Origin of the sequence: Seonamhaeicola sp., from assembly GCF_028281565.1 — a bacterium.
GTDB lineage: Bacteria > Bacteroidota > Bacteroidia > Flavobacteriales > Flavobacteriaceae > Seonamhaeicola.
In genome coordinates this window covers 53,562-76,037 of sequence record NZ_JANQJQ010000047.1, presented here as the reverse complement: position 1 = coordinate 76,037, position 22,476 = coordinate 53,562, and the positions used below count along the sequence as shown (strand labels likewise).

Here is a 22,476-nt window from a genome sequence, read left to right as displayed (position 1 = left end):
TTACCTTAAAGTTTAGTATTTTTACCAATAAACCTTATTGCGTTATGAGCGACCTAGTTATTGAAGCTGAAAAATTTGCCACCAAACTTCTAAATGAAAAATTAGATACCTCGTTTTTATACCATAATCTGACACATACCCAACGTGTTGCCGAAAAAACTACGGAATTGGCGACACTTTGCGAATTATCCGAAGGGGACAAAGAAATTCTCTTTTTAAGCAGTTGGTTACATGACACCGGTTATACGGAAGGGATTGAAAACCATGAAGAAAAGAGTGTTGGCATTGCCAGGGAATTTTTAAACTCAAAAAAATATGCTGCTGACAATATTGAGGCTGTTTGCCAATTGATCATGGCAACCAAAATGGAATATGAGCCTAAAACCCAGCTCGAAAAAATAATTAGAGATGCCGATTGCTCTCATATTGGCAGCAAAAGCTATATGGAGGTGTCCGAACTTTTGCGAAAAGAATGGGAACTGTTATGCAATAAGACTTACACAGAAATCGAATGGCTTGACGAAAATATCAACTTTCTATCTACTAAGCACAAATTTCACACACCCGAAGCAGCATCCATTTGGGACAAACGCAAAGGCAAAAACTTATCTGAATTATTAAAGACGAAAAAGAAACTGGATGCCGACAACAAAAAACTGTCGCAAAAAAAAGAAGAGTTAACATTTAAAAAGAATAAGGTTGAAATGCCCGAGCGCGGTATTGAGACCATGTTCAGGGTCACCTTAAAAAACCACATGTATTTAAGTAATATTGCCGATACCAAAGCCAATATTTTACTTTCGGTAAATGCTATTATTGTGTCGCTGGTTTTAGCAAACCTGATCCCTAAACTGGATAACCCTTCTAACAAGTATTTAATTATCCCGACCATTATTTTTGTTTTGGTAACGGTGGCGTCCATTATTCTTTCGGTTTTGGCTACCCGTCCTAATGTTACAAGTGGCAAATTTACGAAAGAGGATGTTGCCAATAAAAAAGTGAATTTACTGTTCTTTGGAAACTTTCATAAAATGAGTTTGAAAGACTTTGAGTGGGCCATGAGTGAAATGATGCAGGATCGCGAATACCTGTACTCATCCATGAAAAAGGATCTGTATTTCCTGGGCCTTGTATTGGATAAAAAATATAAAATCCTCAGGCTAACTTACAGCGTCTTTATGGTAGGTATTATAGTAAGTGTTATTGCTTTTGCTATTGCATTCCAATCATCGGGGATTCGTTAAGCCTTGATCTCCTTCATAAGATCATCATAGGTGTAGAACGATTTATCATTTTCGTTCTTATGATATAATACACTCACGCGAATGGCTTTGAGTCCTGTTACTGCCTGCAGATCCTGAAGTTCTACTATTTCAACATCATCATCAAGGTAGTTTTTATCCTGTAAAAACTTGATGTAACGCATGTACTCTATCTCATCCTGCTTTTGGGAATATACAATGCTTATTTTACCCTTTTGAGTGACACGTTCATTAGTCCCTTTTATAAAAGCCTTATCAACCCGTTTTTTCACAATCTCATACCTGGCATTATAGGTACCATCTACATCAAATTGTTTTTCGTCCATTCTGAAACTAATGGACAACGGTTGATTGAACACCAGGATCATAGAAGCCACATCCAATGAAATTGGGAAACCGGACTGCATTTGATAATAAGCATTTTCCATTTCGCACATCACCTGTAATTGCCACAATCTAAGATTGTATAAGTATAAAAGATTAAAACTGTCTTCTTTGGTAATAGACTCGCCTATATACATATTATGCTCAACACCATCGGTTTTAAAACGCTCAAAGAAGTGCGGATACATGCCCTGGGCATCTTCCTGCTTTTTATCTAACAATGAGGCCATTTCCTGATTGATGGTGGCAATGGTTTCATCATAATCTTTTCGGTGCTTATACAATACTTCAACCTTATCATCTATACTATTATGATAGGATTCTATAAGTTCACCTAAACCGTCAACCTTGCTTAAATGTTGGAATATGGGGTCTACTTCCTGTTTAAAAAACTCAGAGATCTGCTGCTCACTATCCACCTGAAAATGGTCTTTTAACCCTTTTAAATAATTTTTCACCTGATAAATAAACTGCTCATAAATTGGCAAGGGCTCTATCTCAAGCGCTTTTTTAAATACATTTTTAACAGCATTTAACTGAAGGGTTAAGTCCTGCTTTGTCGCCTTATTTCTGGCTTCCGAAGACCCTTTAATATCTATTTGACCGTAAAGCGGATACACCCCATCAAAAGCAATCTTCCTGAATCGCGCTTCCTTACCGTTCATTTCGTCCTTAATAAACTCCTTGGCTTCCTTAGCAAAACGCCAATGTACACTAGGATGGATAGACGTACATTCTTTTTGAATAACTGCTTCAATAAGATTTTCTTCCTCAGCTTTTGAACGCTCCACGGCGGAGACAATATACGGCATCACATCTACCAACTTATTCGCATTGATACTGTTAAGTACTTTAGGCCTGTTAGAAACAATCTCAAGAATCCCCATCAAGCCCTCATCATTAGCAATTGGCGCAAAAATGGCGCTTTTAATGCCTTGTTCATACAATGCCTTTATCTGTGGAACTTTTCCTCCGGTTTTCTTATAGACCTTATCTACATCAGAAATCGAGAAATATTTATGCTCTTTTATTAGCCGGTTATGGGACCAATCGCATAAGGCTTTACAACAGTCTTCTTTTTCATGATCACCTAACAAAAAACTACTAACACCAGTTTCATAAACATGCTCAAAGGTATTTTCTTCTTGGTTATAAATTGAAAAACCAACCTTGATATCATTAATTCCCAATAAGGACCTGAAGATTTCATAAAAGCCTTCCATAAAGGTTTCATCTTTCCGCTGTTTATCTTCTCCTATAAGGGTTGACTTTATATTAGAAATGGATTGATCATCCGTCACATCAAAAATGTTTGAGATCACAAAGCCTTTGAACATATAACTGTTTGGTGGAAATTTCTCTTTCCAAAGCTCTAAATTCTCAAAATTATCTAACAGTTCTTCGTAATCTTCCTGGGTAATTTTAGGCGCATCTTTAGTAGGTACAATTTCACAAAAATCAGCATTATACATGATTTTATAGTAACGCATAATGCCATTGGCATCAGGGATTTCGTAATAGAACGGGCGCTTAAAACTCAGGTTGTACCCATAACAAAAATTCAAAATAATAGTACAGGCAATAATATACCTGTAATCTTCAGGCATATTTTTTATCTGGAGTTCAAACCCCTCACCGGCAGTTTTAATGATATTCTTAAACCGCTCCGATTTATTAAATATCAAATTATGAAATGGTACCGACGCTGTTTTAATTTCATTTTTAGTCAGCACCGGACTAAAGGAATCCTGAAGAATAATACCAATTTCCTGTTTTCTATCCTTTAAAGTTTGAATAGCGGTAAAGCCTTCCCGTAACTCGGGGTATGCCTCGGCTATTTCAAGAACACGCTTCGCCCTGGTGGCAATGAATTCATCTTCGCTGCCTGCCGAATCTTCATAATATTTCAGCAATTTATTGAAGCTAACCTTTAAGATTAAAGGGGATTCTATATTATCATTGATATCGGTCATATGATTGGTCTTGTACAACAAATTTACAAATATTTGGCTTAGTCGTTAAAAACAAGACTTCATAACACCCAAAATGTTACAAGAAACTATGTTAAATTTTATGCCAGGACGCCAAATTTATTGTTCCAAAAGAACGATGTTAAACGCCGAATCTATAAGAACCTTTCCGTTTTTCACTTTTAGGTCCTGATTAGAATAGGTATCATGCAGCTTTTGACCATTTTCAAATGTGCCGGAAACGTCTATTTCCTTTTGGCCTTTAGGTAAATCTAACCCCATTACAACTTTGTCATGATAATCGCCTTTTGAAAAACTTCTGGAGAACACAAATGGTTGAGAACTCAGTGTTTTGTGTTCACCTGCTCCCACAGCCGGATGGTTCTTTCTGAACTGCCCTAACTTTTGCCAATGTTCTAAAATAGCCTGGTTACTCTCTAAATCTTCCCAATTCATTAGAGATCTTAAATGTGCATCGCCATTGGCCCCTTCAACATGTAGCACTCTTGCAGATTCATCACCGTAATACACCTGTGACGTCCCAGGAGCTAACAGTAATTTATTTGCTGTCTCAAATGGTTTTTCCCTGTTAGCATCAAAAGGATCATGATCATCATGTGAACTTAAATAGTTTAATACACCAAACCCTTTTAAGTCAGATTGAAGTGCTGTATTGTACTTATCAAACATATCCTGAACAGGCATTTGTTTGGCATTCCATTTGAATTCAAAATTGATTTGGCTGGTGAACCGATCATCAAAATAGTTGACTTTTTTATCCCCAAAATCGAAATACTTTCCTCCGCTGATACCATAATTATACACTTCACCAACCAGGTAAAAATCGTTATCATCCAATACCTTCTCCGGATTGGCTTTTTTGTATTCCGCAAAGGCATGATCACATTCGGTTTTAAATTCCTGCCAAACGTATTCTTCGGTGTGCTTTACGGTATCACAACGATAACCGTCTACACCAAATTCGATAATATAATCCGTCAACCATTTTATGATATAAAACCGTGGTGCCCTGGGATAGCCTGTCCTTTCGAAAAAAGCATCCAGTTCGGCAACTTCCTGTTCATAGCGCCCTTCCTCTTTCCATTTTTCAACCAGTTGCGGTGGTAACTCCACAGCCTCATCTGATTCTGTTTTAACATCCGGTAAATTATCTACCAGTGTACAGGTAATGGTGGATTCATACGAATTATGCTGACAAGTAGGTGCTGTTCTTACCCAACCTTCCGGCCATACCGGATCTTTTTCAGTTATAGGACCGGTATGATTAATAACGGCATCCAATAAAATTCTAATGCCTTTATTATGGGCGGCTTCAACCAATTCATGCAGCTCTTGTTTGGTGCCGTAATTAGGGTCTATTGCGGTCCAGTCTTTTGCCCAATAACCATGGAATCCGTATGTAACACCGGTGCCTTCATCAGTACTCCCGTGAATTTGCTCCACAATAGGCGTCATCCAGATAGCATTGATACCCAAATTGGTAAAATAACCTTCGTTTATTTTCTGAGTGATCCCTTTTAGATCACCGCCTTTAAAACCACGAAGTATCGCTGTTTCTTTAGTCCTGTCAAAATTAACATCGTTCGATGTATCTCCATTATTAAATCGGTCCGTCAACAAAAAGTAAACATTGGCGCCTTCCCAAACAAAAGGTGCTTCGGGTTTAACTTCAACAGGTTCCTGTTTTTCTTTACAGTTTAGAAAGAAAGTACCAATTAATAAAAGTATTACAAGCTGTCTCATTTTATTCAATTTTTAAAATAAAGGATTCCAAAGCATTTATTTTAACACTAATGGTTCCCATTCCATTCTCGACTTTTAAGTCAGAGACATAGTCATTATACAGCACATCACTTGCTTTATAATTTCCGTCGTTTAAACCCCAGCTGTCAATAACATTTTGAGGTATTTTTAATTGAAACTCATAAGTGTTTGCGTCATCAAAATTAGACACGACTACAAGTTTTTCATCATCACTCCACCGAACAAAAGATAATACTTTATCAGTATAATTTTCTGTGCGCTCTCTATTGTATGCGTGAACATCCTGATAGGCTCCAGCCAAGGCAGCACTGTTAACAGTAAAGTTCAACAGGCGTTTGTAAAAGTCCCGTAACGTTTTTTCTTCTTCAGTTGATTGTCCGCCATCAAACTGTTTATTATTCACCCAACGTTGTAAATGTGGCACACCGATATAATCAAAAATAGAGGTTCTTGAAGGTTTTCCGAAACCGGCATCTTCTGCTCCGGGCTCGCCTAATTCCTGTCCAAAATAAACCATGGTTGGTGAGGTACTGATCGTAGTTGAAACCACCATAGCCGGCTTCCCCTTTTCCGCATTGCCTGCAAACTCAGGGCTGGCAATACGTTGCTCATCATGATTTTCCAAAAAGTGCAACATGTGATGTTCAATATCCTTCAGATCGTCCTGGATTGGTGGAATGTTATCAGTTTTTCCATGGCCTTGCATCACGTGTTTAATGGTATCATATAATTGCACCTTGTCATACAAATAATCCATCTTTCCTTTTTTGATATAATCCCTGTACAAACTCGGGTTATATACCTCGGCCAACAGAAAGGCTTCGTGATTTTTCGTTTTTATACTGGAATTCATATAACTCCAAAACTCTACAGGTACCATTTCTGCCATGTCAAAGCGGAATCCATCAACACCCATATCGGTCCAATACAAAGCAATATCCCTAAACTTTACCCATGAATCCGGGATGGTTTTATCTTTCCAAAACTCAAAATGTTTTTGATAATCTTCATTCTCGAAACCTGCAGGCAAGTCATCAAAATCTTTAGTTCCGTCCGGCGTTACACCATAATTCACTTTTACGGTTTCGTACCAGTCATTCATATGGGGTTGTGATAAACGCGACCCGTTTCCTGTCCATTTTGCAGGCACCTCATCAAATTCACCATCTTCCAGGGGATGTGTTTCATCACCTAAAGGCGAATAGTCTCCCTCCCAAACCGGCACTTTAAAGGATTCATCAGGATTGTAATAAAAGTTGTTATTTACATGATAGGTTAGCGTTTTATCATCGTCTGCACCAAAATCTTTTACACCTTCGGGATTGGTCAACCCCTGATAATTTCTGGCCACATGATTAGGAACAATATCAATGATCACTTTTAACCCGGCATTGTGAGAACGTTCAATTAAGGCTTTAAATTCTTCCAGACGATTTTCAACATCTTCTGCCAAATCAGGGTTTACATTATAATAATCTTTTACTGCGTAGGGTGATCCGGCACGCCCTTTAACTACATCCGGATCATCATTTGAAATACCAAATTCGGTATAGTCGGTGATAACATCATGATGCGGCACACCGGTGTACCAAATATGGGTGACGCCTAAATCCCTGATCTCATTAAGGGCTTTATCAGTGAAGTCGTTAAATTTTCCAACGCCATTCTCTTCAATAGTTCCCCATGGTTTGTTGGTAGCATTGGTATTACCGAAAAGGCGTGTAAACACCTGGTACACCACTTGTTTTTTCTTAAACGATGTTTTTGTATCCGATTGTGGTTTTTTCACTTCTTTTTTACAGCTATACATGATCGTAAATGCTAAAAAACATGCTAAAATAACTGTTTTATTCATGTTGTTATTTTTTAAGTTTTATTTTTATTTCTATTTCTTCTGAAGGGTTCCATTTTACAGGAATACTTAAAGTTTTTGTTTGATCATTCCAATGAGCATCAATTTTTTTACCGTCAATTTTAATACGCCGCGGTTGCTTATTGATGTTGTGTACTATCAAATGAATGTCTTTAATTTGGGTTTTAAAGTTGTTCCCTATCGCTGCTTCTAATTCTATTTCCAAACAAGATCTTTCAAATTCAGCTTCGAACTCTAAAATTTCATATGCCCCTTTTTCAAAAGCATCTGCAGATGTACCATCATCATTATAAAATACTGTTTCAACTTCCTCAATTGACTTATCAAAATAGTAGTGTAAGTCCAAATTATCAGCGTTGTACTCCTTAGTAGATTGCATAGGTTTCGCCATAGGAATAAAAGCGCCTGCTCTCACATAAGTTGGAATATTGTTTTCGTTTAAGGCAACTGTTTTGGTTTGTCCCCCTTCAATACGCTTATCTGTGTAAAAATCGAACCAATTAGTGCCATCAGGAAAGTAAACTTCTTGTTCTTTTTTACCCGGATATAAAACGGGTGACACTAAAATATCATGGCCCCATAAGTAAGTTTTAGAATCGTTGAACAATTCCGGATTATCTGGCTCTTCAAAAAAGAGCGGACGCATTAAAGGTTTTCCCAATTGATTATTTTCATAAACCAAATTATAATTGTAGGGCAGTAATTTATACCTTAACTCAATAGCTTCTTTTGCCAAAGCTTTGGCTTTATCACTCCTAAACACCGGTTCACTGGGAACATCCTCCTGCGCATGCGGTCTGTAAATTGGTTGAAACACCCCATATTGCAACCAACGGACATAAAGCTCATCATCCAGATTGGCTCCGGCAAAACCACCAAGGTCCGAATGCATATAAGCCAACCCTTGCATACCCATTTGTAGTGCAATTTCGGGTTGACTTTGAAATCCACCCCAGGTTCTGTTCACATCGCCCGACCATGGGATCAACCCAAAACGCTGCGATCCCGAATAACCGGCACGCATTAAGGTAAACGGCCTTTGGTCAGGGTTTACTTCTTTATTGGCTTCATACACCAATTCGGCCCAATGATGCCCGTAAATGTTGTGCATCTCGTTAGCTGTTCCGGTAGCATGCAGTAATCCATCAGGATGTACTTCGGGTTCTCCCAAATCACCCCAAAAACCGGTAACACCCATTTTAGCCAGGTCTTTGTAAATGTTTTTAAACCAGTTTTTCCCTTTTGGGTTGTAAATATCAATTAACCCTGTGTTGCCAAAATAGAAATCGAATGTAAATGGGTTGCCAACAGAATCTTTTGCCAATACATCTTTATTAACTGCCTCATCCCATCTGTTAGACGTTGTTAAAACAAAAGGTTCAGTAATCAAAATGGTTTCTACATTCTTATCCTGAAGGTTTTTAATCATCTGCTTAGGATCAGGGAAAGAATCTTTTAAAAACTCAAGATTTCCCATAGTGCCCTGCACTTCCTTACCAAACCAGTATAAGTCTAAAATAATGGCGTCCACAGGAATGTCTTCCGCTTTAAATTTAGTAATCGTAGCTTCAGTTTCGGCTTGTGAATGATATCCAAACCGGCTGGAAAAATTCCCCAAAGCCCAACGTGGCGGCATGGGTTGCTTTCCTGTTAAATCGGTATAATTATCTAGAATATCATACCAGGAATCACCCGCGATGACCTGATAGGTTTTTCTTCCTGAAATAGTTTCATAAGTTAATGTATTATCACTTTGGCTGTCTAAATCCAAATACCCTATGGGCGCATTATCAAAATGAACCATATATTGTTTTGAAGATAAAACAATAGGCATTGTATAATTCATCAACTCCGACCTGGTTTCATAACCATAATGTGCCCGGTTGTACAGCGGTAATTTATTTCCCCTTCGGTTCATTCCCAGGGCTCTTGCTCCGCCTCCATAAAGCACCTCATCCGGGGTTAGATTAAATTCAATTTTTTCCGTGGTCTTAGCCGTAATATTACCACTTACCAAATCCATTGGTTTATGTGCCGATTTGAAATACCCTCGCTTTTCGGAAATGATTTGTTTTTCCTTATAAGCATATGAAATTTGAAAGGGTTGTTTTTGAATTGTTACAGATATGCCATCGGTAGTATAATGGAACCCTGAGTTTGTTACCACTGCCATGGGTTTCACAGGTTTCCTGTTTAATACAACAGCATGAGATACCTCTTTAAAGGCTTCCCCTTTTGGAATAAAAGACGTTTCAACAATTTCAGGTGTATAGAATTGAATACGGTATGCTCCGTCACTTACTTTAATAACCAAATGATCTTCATTTTCAATAACGGTTTCAAAAATCCTGTTACCGTTTTGAGCAAATGATAAGGCCGAAGAGAAAAGAAATAGGATAAGTGGTCTTAAATACTGCATTTAATTGCTATGTTTTTTCAGACCTGCCAGGTTTTAAAAACCTGGCAGGTCTACTTGCTTAATAAAAATGTTAACGGAATATCTAATCTCTGATTCCATGAATTCTCGGAATGATCCGTTCCTTCAAATTTTAAATTCCTTGAATTAGTATTGGTATAGCCTTTTGCCTTAAGAATGGCATCCACTCTGGGCGCATATTGCGGATAATGTGCATCAAGCGTCTCAGTACCGTAATCGAAATAAAGCCTGTGAGTTTTTGATGAGGGCAAATGCGCTTCCATGTATTTAAAAATAGCCTCCGGCAATGGGTTGTTTTCAATTGGTGCCGACCCTACCCAGTGTGTAGAGATACAAGCGGCCCTTGAAAAAACATCCGGATATTCGCTAATGGCATACATGCTCATTAAACCACCCATACTGGACCCGGCTACAAAGGTGTTTTCACGGTCTGTGTAAACAGGGTACTTTGAATCTATAAATGGTTTTAATTCTTTAACTAAAAACTTTAAGTAATTGTCACCGTTCAACAAGGTCTCATTAAAACCGTCATAGCCGTCATGGAGCATCGTAATATCGGTCCCTTTCTTTAAGTTCTTAAAAGCTTTTTGAGGAAACAGATCAAACCACCTCAATTCTTTGATATTATGAATACCAACAACAATAAAGTCTTTGGTTTTTCCTTCTTTCATAAGTTTTGAGGCCCATTCATCCACTTTCCATTCCTGTTTATTCCATGTGGCGTTACTATCAAATAACATTTGGCCGTCATGCATATATAATACGGCATACTTTTTATCCTTGGAATAATCCTCGGGCAACCAAACATCTACCGGACGCGGTTTGATGTATTTTGATGGAAACGGTTGATACCTATCTAATTTACCAACAATATTTTCTGAAATCTCTTTTGATGTCTTTGATGCATTCATTTTATCCAATTGGAATAACCAGGTGATAGCGTCCTCAAAATTTTCCCGCCAAAGTTTTTCATCATGATTGCCTTCAGGAACCAGATTTTTTTTCAAATTTTCAGAATTGAAATTTGAGTCTTTCAGCAAATCAATCATCTTGTGGAAATTTGGAAGCATACGATCGTCTTCCAAACCTCCCATTAGAAAATACAATCTTGAATTTGACAGTTTCTCATTGGATTTTACCTGTTCAAAAACTTTTTGAGAACACCAATAGGATGGTGAAAACACACCTGCTTTTCCAAAAACATTCGGATATTTAAATGCAGCATAATGGGTTATCAATCCTCCTAATGACGAGCCCATGATGGCTGTATTTCTTGCATCAGACTTGGTTCTGTAAGTCTTGTCAATTGCCGGCTTTAAATTATTTACAATAAAATTCAAATAGGCATCCCCTTCTGCTTTACCATGTTCTTCATGATCCCAAGGTGCGTATTCAGCAAAGCGTTTTTCTCCGCCGTGATCTATGGCTACCACAATAAGCCCGAAACCCGTTCTTGTGTAAATTTTATTTAAGGTTTCATCTACCTCCCATTCGCCTGCATAAGATGTGGAAACATCAAATACATTCTGTCCATCATGCATGTAAAGCACGGGATAACTCTCATTAGAAGCCTCGTAATCCGGTGGTAAATAAATTGAGATTTTTCGTTTTCTATCTAACTGAGGCATTAAATACGCCTCCGCAAAAACCTGCACGTTAGGTGCAGCCGTAGCATTATTACTTTGATTTTCAGGATGGTTCCAATTGGCAATGGTCACAAAAACCGTATCCTTTAATTTGCTGAAGGCATATTTCCTATTTTCAATAGGGTTTCCATTAGACCTACATTCTACGACATCCCAGTTTCCTTTTGTGAACTTAAAATTGATGTTTTTACGATACTTGGGAATACTTACAGCATAAAAATCATGTTCTTGTTTTAATTTGAATTGTTCCCGTCCACCGGACCAACCCTCAAAATCGCCAGAAATATAAATAGCATCGTTCAGGCTATGCCCTTCAGGGTAACCGTTTACTATAAACGTGACCACCTCATCTCCCAAAACAGGATTATCATTATCCTGCTTTTTGTCTGTTTTACAAGACCAAAAAAGTAAAAGGAAGCAGATTACTATTAATCGATCCATAACTAAAACTTAGTAGTTAAAATCATGCTTCCTTTTTCTTTCAGCTCTAATGTATCACCCCAAACCATAGTATCTTCGCTTACTATATTCTTTAAGGTTTTTCCGTTAAGACCTATTTCATCAAACCTTGATAAATCTAAGTTTGTTACACCTTCATTTTTATTAATTATATGGACAACCGTCTCATCTCCATTAGTTCTAAACAGGGCGTAAATACCATTTTGGGGTGCAAAATGGGTCGTACTACCTTCATGTATAGCTTTACTATTTTTTCTGTAATTAAGCACCTTGCTCAGGAATGTTTGCATACCTTTTTGAGCAGCTGTAAGACCTTCTCCGGTAAACGCATTTATGCTGTCACCTTCCCAACCACCAGGGAAATCGGTCCTAATAAGCCCGTGGTCTCCAGGTTTATCAAAATCGTCCATTAGTATTTCCGTACCATAATAAACCTGAGGAATTCTTGGTAAAGTGAGTATATAGCTCAATGCCATTTTGGTATTAATCACATCACCATTTAGTTGGGTGAAAATGCGGCTCATATCGTGATTATCGGGAAAAATCAATAAGTCTTTTGGCTTTACATAGTGAAAATCGTTAGCCAGTCCTTCATAGATTTTTACCAAACCTCTATCCCAGGATTCTTCTTCATTTAAAGCCTCCACAACTTTCCGTTGCATGGCAAAATCCATTGGTGATCTGAGATTAGAATTGTATCCGTCCTTATTTTTCGCACCATTTTGCCAGTAAGCAATAAGTAATGGATTATAACTCCACTCTTCTCCCACAATACTGAAATTAGGATATTCGGTCATAATGGCGCCCGCCCATTGACCCATAAAATCTTTATTCGGATATGGATAAGTGTCTTGACGGATGCCTCCTAAGTTTGCAGTCTCTACCCACCAAATACTGTTTTGAATGATGTATTTGGCCATATACGGATTACGCTGATTTAAATCGGGCATATCCGAAACAAACCAACCATCCGTCATACCTTCTTTATCTGCTTTGGAAGCATAAATATCCTGATTGGCGGTTCTTTTATGGTTAGAGGTTTTGGTAACCTGACCATTCCAGTCATCCTTATTTTCTTCATAATGCGGCTGATAATTTACCCAATCTTTAAATGGTAGATCTTTCATCCACCAATGCTCAAGTCCACAATGGTTTGCCACCTGGTCCATAACTAACTTCATCCCTTTTGCAGACATTTTTGAAGATAATTCCAGATAATCCTCTAAAGTTCCAAAGCGTGGGTCAATCTCATAGTAATCGGTCATAGCGTAACCATGATAAGACCCTCTGGGCATATCATTTGTCAATAAAGGACAAGGCCAAATTGCGGTATAACCAAGATCGTGAATATAATCTAAATGATTTATAATCCCTCTAATATCCCCACCATGTCTGGCATAACCATCTGTTCTGTCAATTGTGGTTTCGTTCATGGACCCCACTATGTCGTTCTCAGGATTTCCGTTTGCAAATCGGTCAGGAGTTATCAAGTAAATGGCATCCGAACTATCAAAACCGATAAAATCATCAGCAGATTTTTTCCTTGTTTTCAACTCATAGGTATGTTGTTTTTTATCTCCGTTTTCAAAAGTAAACTCTATATTGAATTTCCCAGCTTTAGTGGTTTCAGCAAGCGTTAAATCGATAAATAAATAGTTTGGGCTATCCGCTTTATGCACTTTATCAATAGTCACCCCGGCATAATTTATTTGAGGTACAGCTTTCGAAATATTGGGATGTTTTACCAATAGTTGTAATTCCTGATTTTTAAAACCTACCCACCAGTTTAGGGGTTCAATGCGCTCTATTTCCTGAAATTCCATAATAGGTTCTGAAGGGGTTTCATTAGCTACATGCTCTTTTTTCTCGTTACAAGAAAAACTGAGAGCTAAGAAAAATATAGCAGCCATTCTGACTAAATTTTTCATTTTCATTAAAATTAAATTAAACTGTTACCAGATTATTTGGCTCAATAGTTACCAAAGTATCATTCACCAGAATTTGCAATTCGTGTTTCCCTTCTAGTTCAAAATTGGTTCCGTTTTGCGTTACATTTACTTTTATAATAGCATCTCTAAAGTTCACCTTAAAAGAATACCCTTTCCATTGTTTTGGAATTTGAGGTGTGAACGACAGCATATTATCTTTTACACGCATACCACCAAACCCTTCCACAATACTCATCCAGGTTCCGGCCATAGACGTGATGTGCAAGCCTTCGTGCACTTCGTGATTGTAATCATCTAAATCCAAACGTGAGGTCCGTAAATAGAACGTATAGGCCTGTTCCATTCTACCCAGTTTAGCGGCCTGAATGCTATGTACACATGGCGACAGTGAACTTTCATGCACGGTAAATGGTTCGTAAAAATCGAAATGACGCGCTAATTCCTCATCTGTAAATTGATCTTCAAAAAAGTAGAATCCCTGAAGTATATCGGCTTGTTTAATATAAGGCGAACGTAAAATTCTATCCCAGGACCAATGTTGGTTGATTGGGCGTTGCGACTTATCTAAATCTGCTACACTTATTAGTTCCTTATCTAAAAAACCATCCTGTTGCAAATACACATGATGCTTTTGTGAATAGGGGAAGTACATATTATCAGCTACTGCTTTCCAAAGGGCCATTTCCGACTTTGTCAGCTTCACTTTTTTGGCAATTCTTAAAAAGTCTGACTGGTATTCGGCATCTACTTTTTCAATAGTTTCCAGCGCGTAGTTAATGCACCATTGCGCTAAATAGTTTGTATACCAGTTGTTGTTTACATTGTTTTCGTATTCATTCGGACCTGTAACTCCAAGAATAACATATTTGTTCTTGTCCGTTGAAAAGGTAGCGCGTTGTTGCCAAAAACGGGCAATACCAATCAATACTTCCAACCCTTTTTCAGGAATATAACTGTAATCTCCGGTATAACGGTAATAGTTGTAAATAGCGAAGGAAATGGCACCGTTACGATGAATTTCTTCAAAGGTAATTTCCCATTCGTTATGGCATTCTTCGCCATTCATAGTCACCATGGGATATAAAGCCGCACCGTTGGTAAAACCTAATTTTTCAGCATTTTCAATGGCTTTTTCCAAATGGTTATAGCGATATTCCAAAAGGGTTTTAGCTACACTTTGGTCTTTGGTTGCCATGTAAAACGGAATACAATAGGCTTCGGTATCCCAATAGGTACTACCCCCATATTTTTCACCTGTAAATCCTTTTGGCCCGATGTTTAATCTTGAATCCTTTCCTAAATACGTTTGATTCAATTGAAAGATATTAAAACGAATACCCTGCTGTGCTTTTACATCGCCATCAATAGTAATATCGGCGCGTTCCCAAATGCTTGCCCAGGCTTCTTTTTGTTGTTCTAACAGCTTGTCGAATCCAAGCTTAAAAGCTGTTTTTAAAACTTTTTTTGCTGCATTAACCAACTGTATTTTGTGATGGTTCATGTCAACCGTATAGCCGCCATATTTGGTAATGGTATAGGTATCATTCTGATTTATTTTCTGCAGGTATTCAAACGAAACGTAATTGGAGTCGGTTTGAATGGTCGGGTCTACAGAAATACTTTCACCGTTTAAAGACACTTGAGATTCCATATAAGTACATACATGGAAATCGGTTTTCATGGTTCTGGCCTCAATGAAAGCCTGCTGGTCTTCATGACTCACTAACAGAACATCCCAGAACTTATCGTCCCAGTTGGTGTCTTTATTAGTGATGCCATTATCCAAATAAGGTTCAAAGCTAATGTCCGCATCACTATTTACAGGCGTGATGCTATATTGAATAGCTCCCAGTTCATCTAAATCTAAGCTCAAAAAACGTTTAGCACTTACATTAACCGTTATATTATTTTGAAGTGTTGCCGTAAAACTTCTGGATAACCAACCTTCCTGCATGTTAAGCTCTCTACGGAACTTTTCAACTTTTTTGCAAGTACCCAGGTCTAATGGTTCGCCATTTACCACAACATTTATTCCTATCCAATTGGGTGCGTTTAGTACTTTGGCAAAATACTCAGGGTAACCATTTTTCCACCAGCCTACACGCGTTTTATCCGGGTAATAAACCCCTGCAATATAACTCCCCTGAAAGGTTTCTCCGGAGTAAGCTTCCTCAAAATTGGCACGTTGCCCCATGGCACCATTACCTATACTGAACAAACTTTCGGAAGATTCAACACGCTCAGGTTGAAACCCTTCTTCTATAATGGACCAATTATCTGGTTTTATATAATCTTGATTCATTGTTCTCTCAATTTAATGTCATTAACGCCTCAAAGAAGTTCACCGGAACTTCGGTCAAGTCGTTGAAATTGTAATCTGCTTCACTCAGGGTGTTTTTATCCCCTATTCCTACTGATATCATATTAGCGTTTTTAGCCGCTTCAATACCGGCTATGGCGTCTTCAAAAACGACGCATTGATCCGGCGAAAGCTTCAGCTTTTCAGCCCCTATTAAAAACACCTCCGGGTCCGGTTTTGCTTTTGATACACTGTTACCGTCAACAATACCTTCAAACCGATCATAAAGCCCTATCTGTTTCAGAATTAACGGTGCGTTTTTACTGGCTGAACCCAATACATACTTAATACCGGCGGCGTCTAAAGCATCTAATAATTCAGATGCCCCCGGAAGAATTTCATCGGCTTCCATTTTGGTGATATAGCCTAGATAATCTTCATTTTTGCTCACCAAAAACTCTTGTTTCTTTTCTTCGGAAACCGTTACATTGCCAATATCCAGCAATATTTCCAAAGATCTCACGCGGCTTACGCCCTTTAAGAGTTCGTTATGTTCTTCTGTAAACTCAAACCCTAAGCCATCTGCCAGCTTTTTCCATGCCAAAAAATGATATTTGGCGGTGTCTACTATAACACCATCTAAATCGAATATGACTCCTACTTTACTCATGTTTTATTGAATTACATCGTCTACATCTTTCACCTTTGAAACCAGTGCTGCCGCTATCAATAAACTGACACCACTAATTACCAAAGCAAAGATTGCCTGATCATTATATACATACTTAACTAATGGCCCGCCAATAAGCGCATTTAAAATTTGAGGAAGCACAATGAAGAAATTGAAAATCCCCATATATACGCCCATTTTTTTTGGAGGTATAGATCCTGCAAGAATCGCATATGGCATAGCCAATATACTCGCCCAGGCAATACCTACACCAACCATTGAGAGCATGGTAAGCTCTTTACTGGGCATAATGTAAAGTGACATCAATCCCAACCCACCAATAATCAAAGAATAAGCGTGCGTTCTTTTTCTTCCTATTTTTTTTGCAATGGCCGGTAATAAAAAAGCGTATATAGCCGAGACCAAATTATATATCCCGAACAACCATCCAACCCAATCACCCGCATCTTGAAACGATTTACTATGCGTATCGCTAACATCCAAACCATAAATATGGGATGCAATGGCCGGTGTACTAAACACCCACATACCAAATAAACCAAACCAAGAGAAGAATTGCACCCAAGCCAGCTGACGCATGGTTTGTGGCATTCTTTTAAAATCTGTAAAAATATCCAGCAGGCTGGAAGATTCTTCTACATGTGCTTCAGCACTTGTATCGAATTGAGCCATTTCTTCTGGTGAATATTCTTTTGTTGTGAATACAGTAACCAGGATACTAACAATTAAAACGCCTGCACCTATAATGAACGAAAGCAAAAGGTTAAAAGGAACGCCTCCTGTATCAGCTTCATTTGTCACACCAAACCAATTAGTCATAACATAGGGAAGCCATGATCCGATCACTGCCCCAACTCCAATTAGGACTGTTTGAACACTAAAACCAAGTGTTCTTTGATCTGAAGGTAACATATCGGCCACCAAAGCTCTAAAAGGTTCCATAGCAATGTTAAAAGAAGCATCCATAATCATAAGCATGCCTGCTCCTACCCAAAGTGCCGGCATAAATGCCGTGAACATATCAGCATTCGGCATTAATATTAAACCCAAAGAGGCTAAAACTGCTCCTGTTAAAAAGTATGGGCGTCTTCTTCCTAATCGATTCCAGGTCTTGTCACTATAATAACCAATAATTGGCTGAACTATCAATCCTGTTAACGGAGCAACAATCCAAAACCATGACAAATGATGGACATCGGCACCAAAAATTTGAAGTATTCTACTTGCGTTGGCATTTTGAAGGGCGAACCCCATTTGGATTCCCAAGAAACCGAAACTCATGTTCCAGATTTCCCAGAAACTTAATCTACGCTTTTCCATAAATAGTATGTTTAAATTAATACTATTTGATAAGCGATATGTACTTATCAAAACTTATGCGAGAAGTGAAAATATAAGTTTTGATTTCGCATCAAAGATATAGAAAAGATTCTTATTCTTCCAAATAAATTTTCATTTAGTAGATTCTCTCGCAATAATTTCGGTCTCAATAACCATCTTGATAAAGTCCTTTTTTCGGTCGGTGTTTACAATGTAAGAATCCTGTTCCGAATCCTCTGCTTCCAGCCTGTCAATCAGCAAGTTTGCTGACTGTTCGCCAATTTTTTGACCATGCTGACTCACGGTAGTTAAGCTTGGCGTAGCGTGTTTTGAAAGTACGCCATCAGTGAATCCAATGACCTGAATATCATCAGGAATGTTCAATCCTAATTTTCTGGCAACTTTCATAGCCGTGACTGCATAAAGTTCGTTAACTGCAAAAACACCATCTATGGTTTTATTCATTCTGAAAAAAGTTTCAATCTCATTTTCCAGGATCTCCAAATGGTTCTCAACATCTAAACTGTCGTCAATTTTTAGGATCAGATTTGGGTCCGCTTCGATCTCATGATCCTGCAACGCCTCTAAATACCCTTGCGTTCTCAACCTTCCAACACTTACATAGTCCATTGTAGTAATAAGTGCTATATTCTTGCACGCTTTTTCAATAAGTAAATTCACAGCTTTTACGGCCCCTTTCATATCATCAACAATCACCTTATCACAGTCAACTTCTGCAACCACCCTATCAAACATCACAATAGGCATCCCCTGATCAATTGTGGCATTAAAATGATGATAATCTTGTTTTAAAAGGGTCTCTTTTGAAATGGATAGAATGAAACCATCTATACTGCCTCCGGCTAACAATTCCATATTTATAACCTCTTTGGTAAAGGATTCGTTAGACAACCCCACAATAACATTATAACCACGCCTGTTTGCTACTCTTTCAATACCTCTAATAACCGTAGAAAAGAAATGGTGTACTATTTCGGGAATTAAAATCCCTATAGTCTTGGTTTTTCTATTCTTTAAACTAAGCGCAATATTATTGGGCCTGTAGTTATAAAGTTTAGCAAAAGCCTGAATTTTTTGGGTAGTATCTTCACTAATTTCTTTACTCCCGCTCAGCGCTTTTGAAACGGTGGAAACAGACACATCCAGTTCTTTAGCAATTTGTTTTAGGGTAATTTTTCGCTTCATGTAGCTATGAATCAATTAAGTAGAAAAAATATATTCGTTATGCTAAATATAAACATATTAAAACAACTGTTCAAATATTAGGTTTTCTTAAAATTTCAGCAAAAAAATAAAAAGTTTTCAACACGAAAACGTTTTCGCTGAGAATTTCGTAACTCAAAATTCTTTCTTAACAATTCCTTTACATAATTTTATCCTCGAGAAGTGAAAATATATTGACTAACTAAGACATTAATTTTAAAAGTTATTGTATGAAAACAACAATGAATAGGTTACTGCTTTTCTTGTTTTTTGTGCCGATAGGTGTATTTGCACAGACTATAGTAAAAGGAACGGTAACAGAAAAATCAACTTCTATTCCACTTCCAGGAGTAAATGTTGTTATTAAAGATTCAACAACCGGAACAGCAACAGACTTTGATGGTAATTACCAGATTGAAGCTAACAATGGAGACATCTTAGTATTCTCTTATGTTGGGTATCAACCTGTAGAAATTACTTTTACGGGTCAGGCTACTCTGGATGTTCAGCTAACTGAAGATGCCGCCCAATTAGATGAAATCGTAATTATTGGGTACGGTTCTACTACAAAAAAGGATGCTACCGGTTCTGTAGAAGCCGTTACTTCCGAAGACTTTACCAAAGGAAACATTGTTACTCCGGAAAACCTTATTAATGGTCGTATTGCCGGGGTAAGTGTTAATACCAGTGGAGCTCCGGGTTCAGGTTCGCAAATTAGAATTCGTGGTGGAGCCTCTATTAATGGTTCTAATGACCCATTAATTATTATTGACGGGTTACCTATTTCCAATGACGGTGTTACCGGGTCAAGAGGTGTTCTAGCATCTATCAACCCCAATGACATTGATTCTTTTTCGGTTTTAAAAGATGCATCTGCAACGGCCATTTATGGTTCCCGAGCCTCTAACGGTGTAATTATTATTGTAACTAAAAAAGGTAAATCAACGTTTAGTGCGACTTATGACACCCAATACAGTTTTGGAGAGGTTACAAACACTATTGATGTTTTTTCCGGAAATGCTTTCAGAGACCTTGTAAGATCTCAACCTATTAACGGAACAACTATAGACGAAAGCCTTTTAGGTGGGGCTAATACCAACTGGCAAGATGAAATCTTCAGAAATACGGTATCCTCACAACATAATGTTTCTATGCAGGGAGCTTTGTTTAAAATTCTTCCAGCAAGATTTTCTTTTGGCCTTGTAGATCAGGAAGGTGCTTTACAAACATCTAAGTTTGAAAGAAGAAACTTAAGCCTGGCATTAAATCCAAAATTTTTCGACGACCACCTAAAAGTAAGTTTAAATGCTAACCTTGCTTTTGAGGATAATAGATTTGCAGATGCCGGACAAATTGGAGCAGCTATGCGCTATGATCCAACAAAACCAGTTTATGATTCCAGTTCACCTTTTGGAGGATTCTACCAGCACAGAACAGGAGATCAAGTTGCAAATGGTACTACAAATCCGGTTGCACAGTTATTGCAAAGAAACAATTTAGGTGATGCCAACAGGTTTTATGGAAACTTAAATTTTGATTACAAATTCCATTTCCTTCCTGAATTAAGAATGGTTATAAACCTGGGTTATGACAAAACGGAGGCAAAAGGGTTTGATTCCAGAGATCGTTTACAGGCAACCACAGATCAAGACATATTATTTAAAGGAGAATTCAGAGAAAATTCGCAAGAAAGAACCAATGAACTTTTTGACGGATATCTCAACTACAAAAAGGACTTAGACAATGTAGGTTTGGATTTAACAGCCGGATATTCTTACCAACGCTTTACAAATAGTGGAAAAAACGGTAGAAATATTACCGACCCTTTAAGTGTGGATGATTTCTACACAGATCCTGATGTTGTTTTAATTGGTTTCTTCGGTAGAGCTAATATATCACTTAATGATAAGTATGCTTTAACTCTTACTTATAGAAGAGATGGAACATCCCGCTTTAGCCAGGATAATCAATGGGGTGATTTCCCTGCAGCCGCTTTTGCGTGGACTATCAGCGATGAAGATTTCATGAAAGACTCTAGCGTATTTTCCAACTTAAAACTTCGTCTTGGATACGGGATTACAGGTCAGCAGTCCATATCAGAAAAGGATATCTTCTTAAACAGATATAGAGGCGGAAGATCAGATTCTCAATTCCAATTTGGAAATGAGGTTATTCTATCTTTAATAGCCTCTGAAATAAACCCGGATTTAAAATGGGAAGATACTACTACATTAGAAGTAGGTATTGATTATGGCTTATTTGACAATAAGGTGTCGGGCTCGTTGAACTTCTTCCAAAAGAATTCTACCGATCTTTTATTTACAGCAGCTGTTCCGGATGGAACTAACTTCTCAAATAGTATTATCCAAAATATTGGGGAACTTCAAATACAAGGTTTAGAGTTTTCCGTTAATACGGATGTTGTTAAAAATGATGATTTAAGCATAGACTTCAACTTCAATGCTACGTTGTTAGATAGAGAAGTTAAAGAACTTGCACTTGGTCAGGATGTTAGAACCGGTGGAATAAGTGGTGGTACAGGAAATAATATCCAAATCCACAGAGAAGGAGAAGCCCCTAACTCTTTCTATGTATTCAAACAATTATATGATACCAATGGTAATCCAATAGAAGGCGCTTACGCCGATTTAAATGGAGATAATATAATTAATGACAATGATCGTTATATAAAAGAAAACCCTGGGGCAAATGCCATATTTGGTTTTCAATCTAATTTACTTTACAAAAACTTCGATTTCGCATTCAACTTAAGAGCTAACCTTGGAAACTATGTATATAACAACGTAAGATCCTCAAGAGCTCAATATGAATTGTTAAATGATAATGCTGTACTTGGAAATATTCCAACAAGTGTATTGGAAACAAACTTCCAAAGAACATCGGATGTCATCATATCAGACATTTACGTTGAAAATGCCTCCTTCTTAAGAATGGACAATATCACTTTAGGATACACATTTAATGATGTTTCCAAAATCCTAAAAAGTGTTAGAGTTTGGGGTGGCGTACAAAACGTATTTACTATAACGAACTACAGTGGGTTAGACCCAGAGGTAACAGACAATGACTCAGACCTTACATTAACATTAGGTATTGATAATGTGGTATATCCAAGACCAAGGACCGTATTGGTGGGAGCTAACATTAAATTTTAAA

Annotated in this window: 12 protein-coding genes; 2 read left to right on the top strand and 10 right to left on the bottom strand. The window is 37.8% G+C overall.

Annotation, left to right across the window (positions count from 1 at the left end):
- Positions 1-44: 44 nt before the first annotated feature.
- On the top strand, positions 45-1,244 hold the full coding sequence (locus tag Q0983_RS19875) for a Pycsar system effector family protein (protein ID WP_299556895.1): 1,200 nt from the start codon (positions 45-47) through the stop codon (positions 1,242-1,244).
- On the opposite strand, the gene Q0983_RS19870 is transcribed toward Q0983_RS19875, so the two are convergent.
- The 10 genes from Q0983_RS19870 to Q0983_RS19825 form a co-directional block, all read right to left on the bottom strand.
- Entirely contained in the window at positions 1,241-3,619 is a 2,379-nt protein-coding gene (locus Q0983_RS19870; protein WP_299556893.1) for a GAF domain-containing protein, read from the bottom strand. The two genes, Q0983_RS19875 and Q0983_RS19870, sit on opposite strands and share 4 nt — an antisense overlap.
- A gap of 117 nt (positions 3,620-3,736) precedes the next feature.
- Entirely contained in the window at positions 3,737-5,380 is a 1,644-nt protein-coding gene (locus Q0983_RS19865) for an alpha-amylase family glycosyl hydrolase (RefSeq protein WP_299556891.1), read from the bottom strand.
- Between the two features lies 1 nt (position 5,381).
- Positions 5,382-7,256, bottom strand: coding sequence for an alpha-amylase family glycosyl hydrolase (locus Q0983_RS19860; protein WP_299556889.1), 1,875 nt, complete (start codon positions 7,254-7,256; stop codon positions 5,382-5,384).
- A 4-nt stretch (positions 7,257-7,260) separates the two neighbouring features.
- Positions 7,261-9,693 carry a TIM-barrel domain-containing protein gene (locus Q0983_RS19855; RefSeq protein ID WP_299556887.1) on the bottom strand — a complete coding sequence of 811 codons (2,433 nt, stop codon included), beginning with the start codon at positions 9,691-9,693 and terminating at the stop codon, positions 7,261-7,263.
- A 50-nt stretch (positions 9,694-9,743) separates the two neighbouring features.
- A complete protein-coding gene (locus Q0983_RS19850) occupies positions 9,744-11,798 on the bottom strand; it encodes an alpha/beta hydrolase-fold protein (RefSeq protein WP_299556885.1) in 2,055 nt (684 codons plus the stop codon).
- 2 nt (positions 11,799-11,800) lie between these two features.
- Positions 11,801-13,744 carry a glycoside hydrolase family 13 protein gene (locus tag Q0983_RS19845; protein ID WP_299556883.1) on the bottom strand — a complete coding sequence of 648 codons (1,944 nt, stop codon included), beginning with the start codon at positions 13,742-13,744 and terminating at the stop codon, positions 11,801-11,803.
- 16 nt (positions 13,745-13,760) lie between these two features.
- Positions 13,761-16,067 (bottom strand): glycoside hydrolase family 65 protein, encoded by a 2,307-nt coding sequence (locus Q0983_RS19840; RefSeq protein ID WP_299556881.1) that lies wholly within the window; start codon positions 16,065-16,067, stop codon positions 13,761-13,763.
- 7 nt (positions 16,068-16,074) lie between these two features.
- Positions 16,075-16,734 carry a beta-phosphoglucomutase gene (pgmB, locus tag Q0983_RS19835; RefSeq protein ID WP_299556879.1) on the bottom strand — a complete coding sequence of 220 codons (660 nt, stop codon included), beginning with the start codon at positions 16,732-16,734 and terminating at the stop codon, positions 16,075-16,077.
- 3 nt (positions 16,735-16,737) lie between these two features.
- Complete coding sequence (locus Q0983_RS19830; RefSeq protein ID WP_299556877.1) at positions 16,738-18,075, bottom strand: MFS transporter; 1,338 nt, start codon at positions 18,073-18,075, stop codon at positions 16,738-16,740.
- A 132-nt stretch (positions 18,076-18,207) separates the two neighbouring features.
- Positions 18,208-19,281, bottom strand: a complete 1,074-nt coding sequence (locus Q0983_RS19825; protein WP_299556875.1) for a LacI family DNA-binding transcriptional regulator — start codon at positions 19,279-19,281, stop codon at positions 18,208-18,210.
- Between the two features lie 248 nt (positions 19,282-19,529).
- On the opposite strand from Q0983_RS19825, the gene Q0983_RS19820 reads away from it, so the two are divergent.
- Positions 19,530-22,475 (top strand): SusC/RagA family TonB-linked outer membrane protein, encoded by a 2,946-nt coding sequence (locus tag Q0983_RS19820; RefSeq protein WP_299556873.1) that lies wholly within the window; start codon positions 19,530-19,532, stop codon positions 22,473-22,475.
- The last annotated feature ends 1 nt before the right edge of the window (position 22,476 follow it).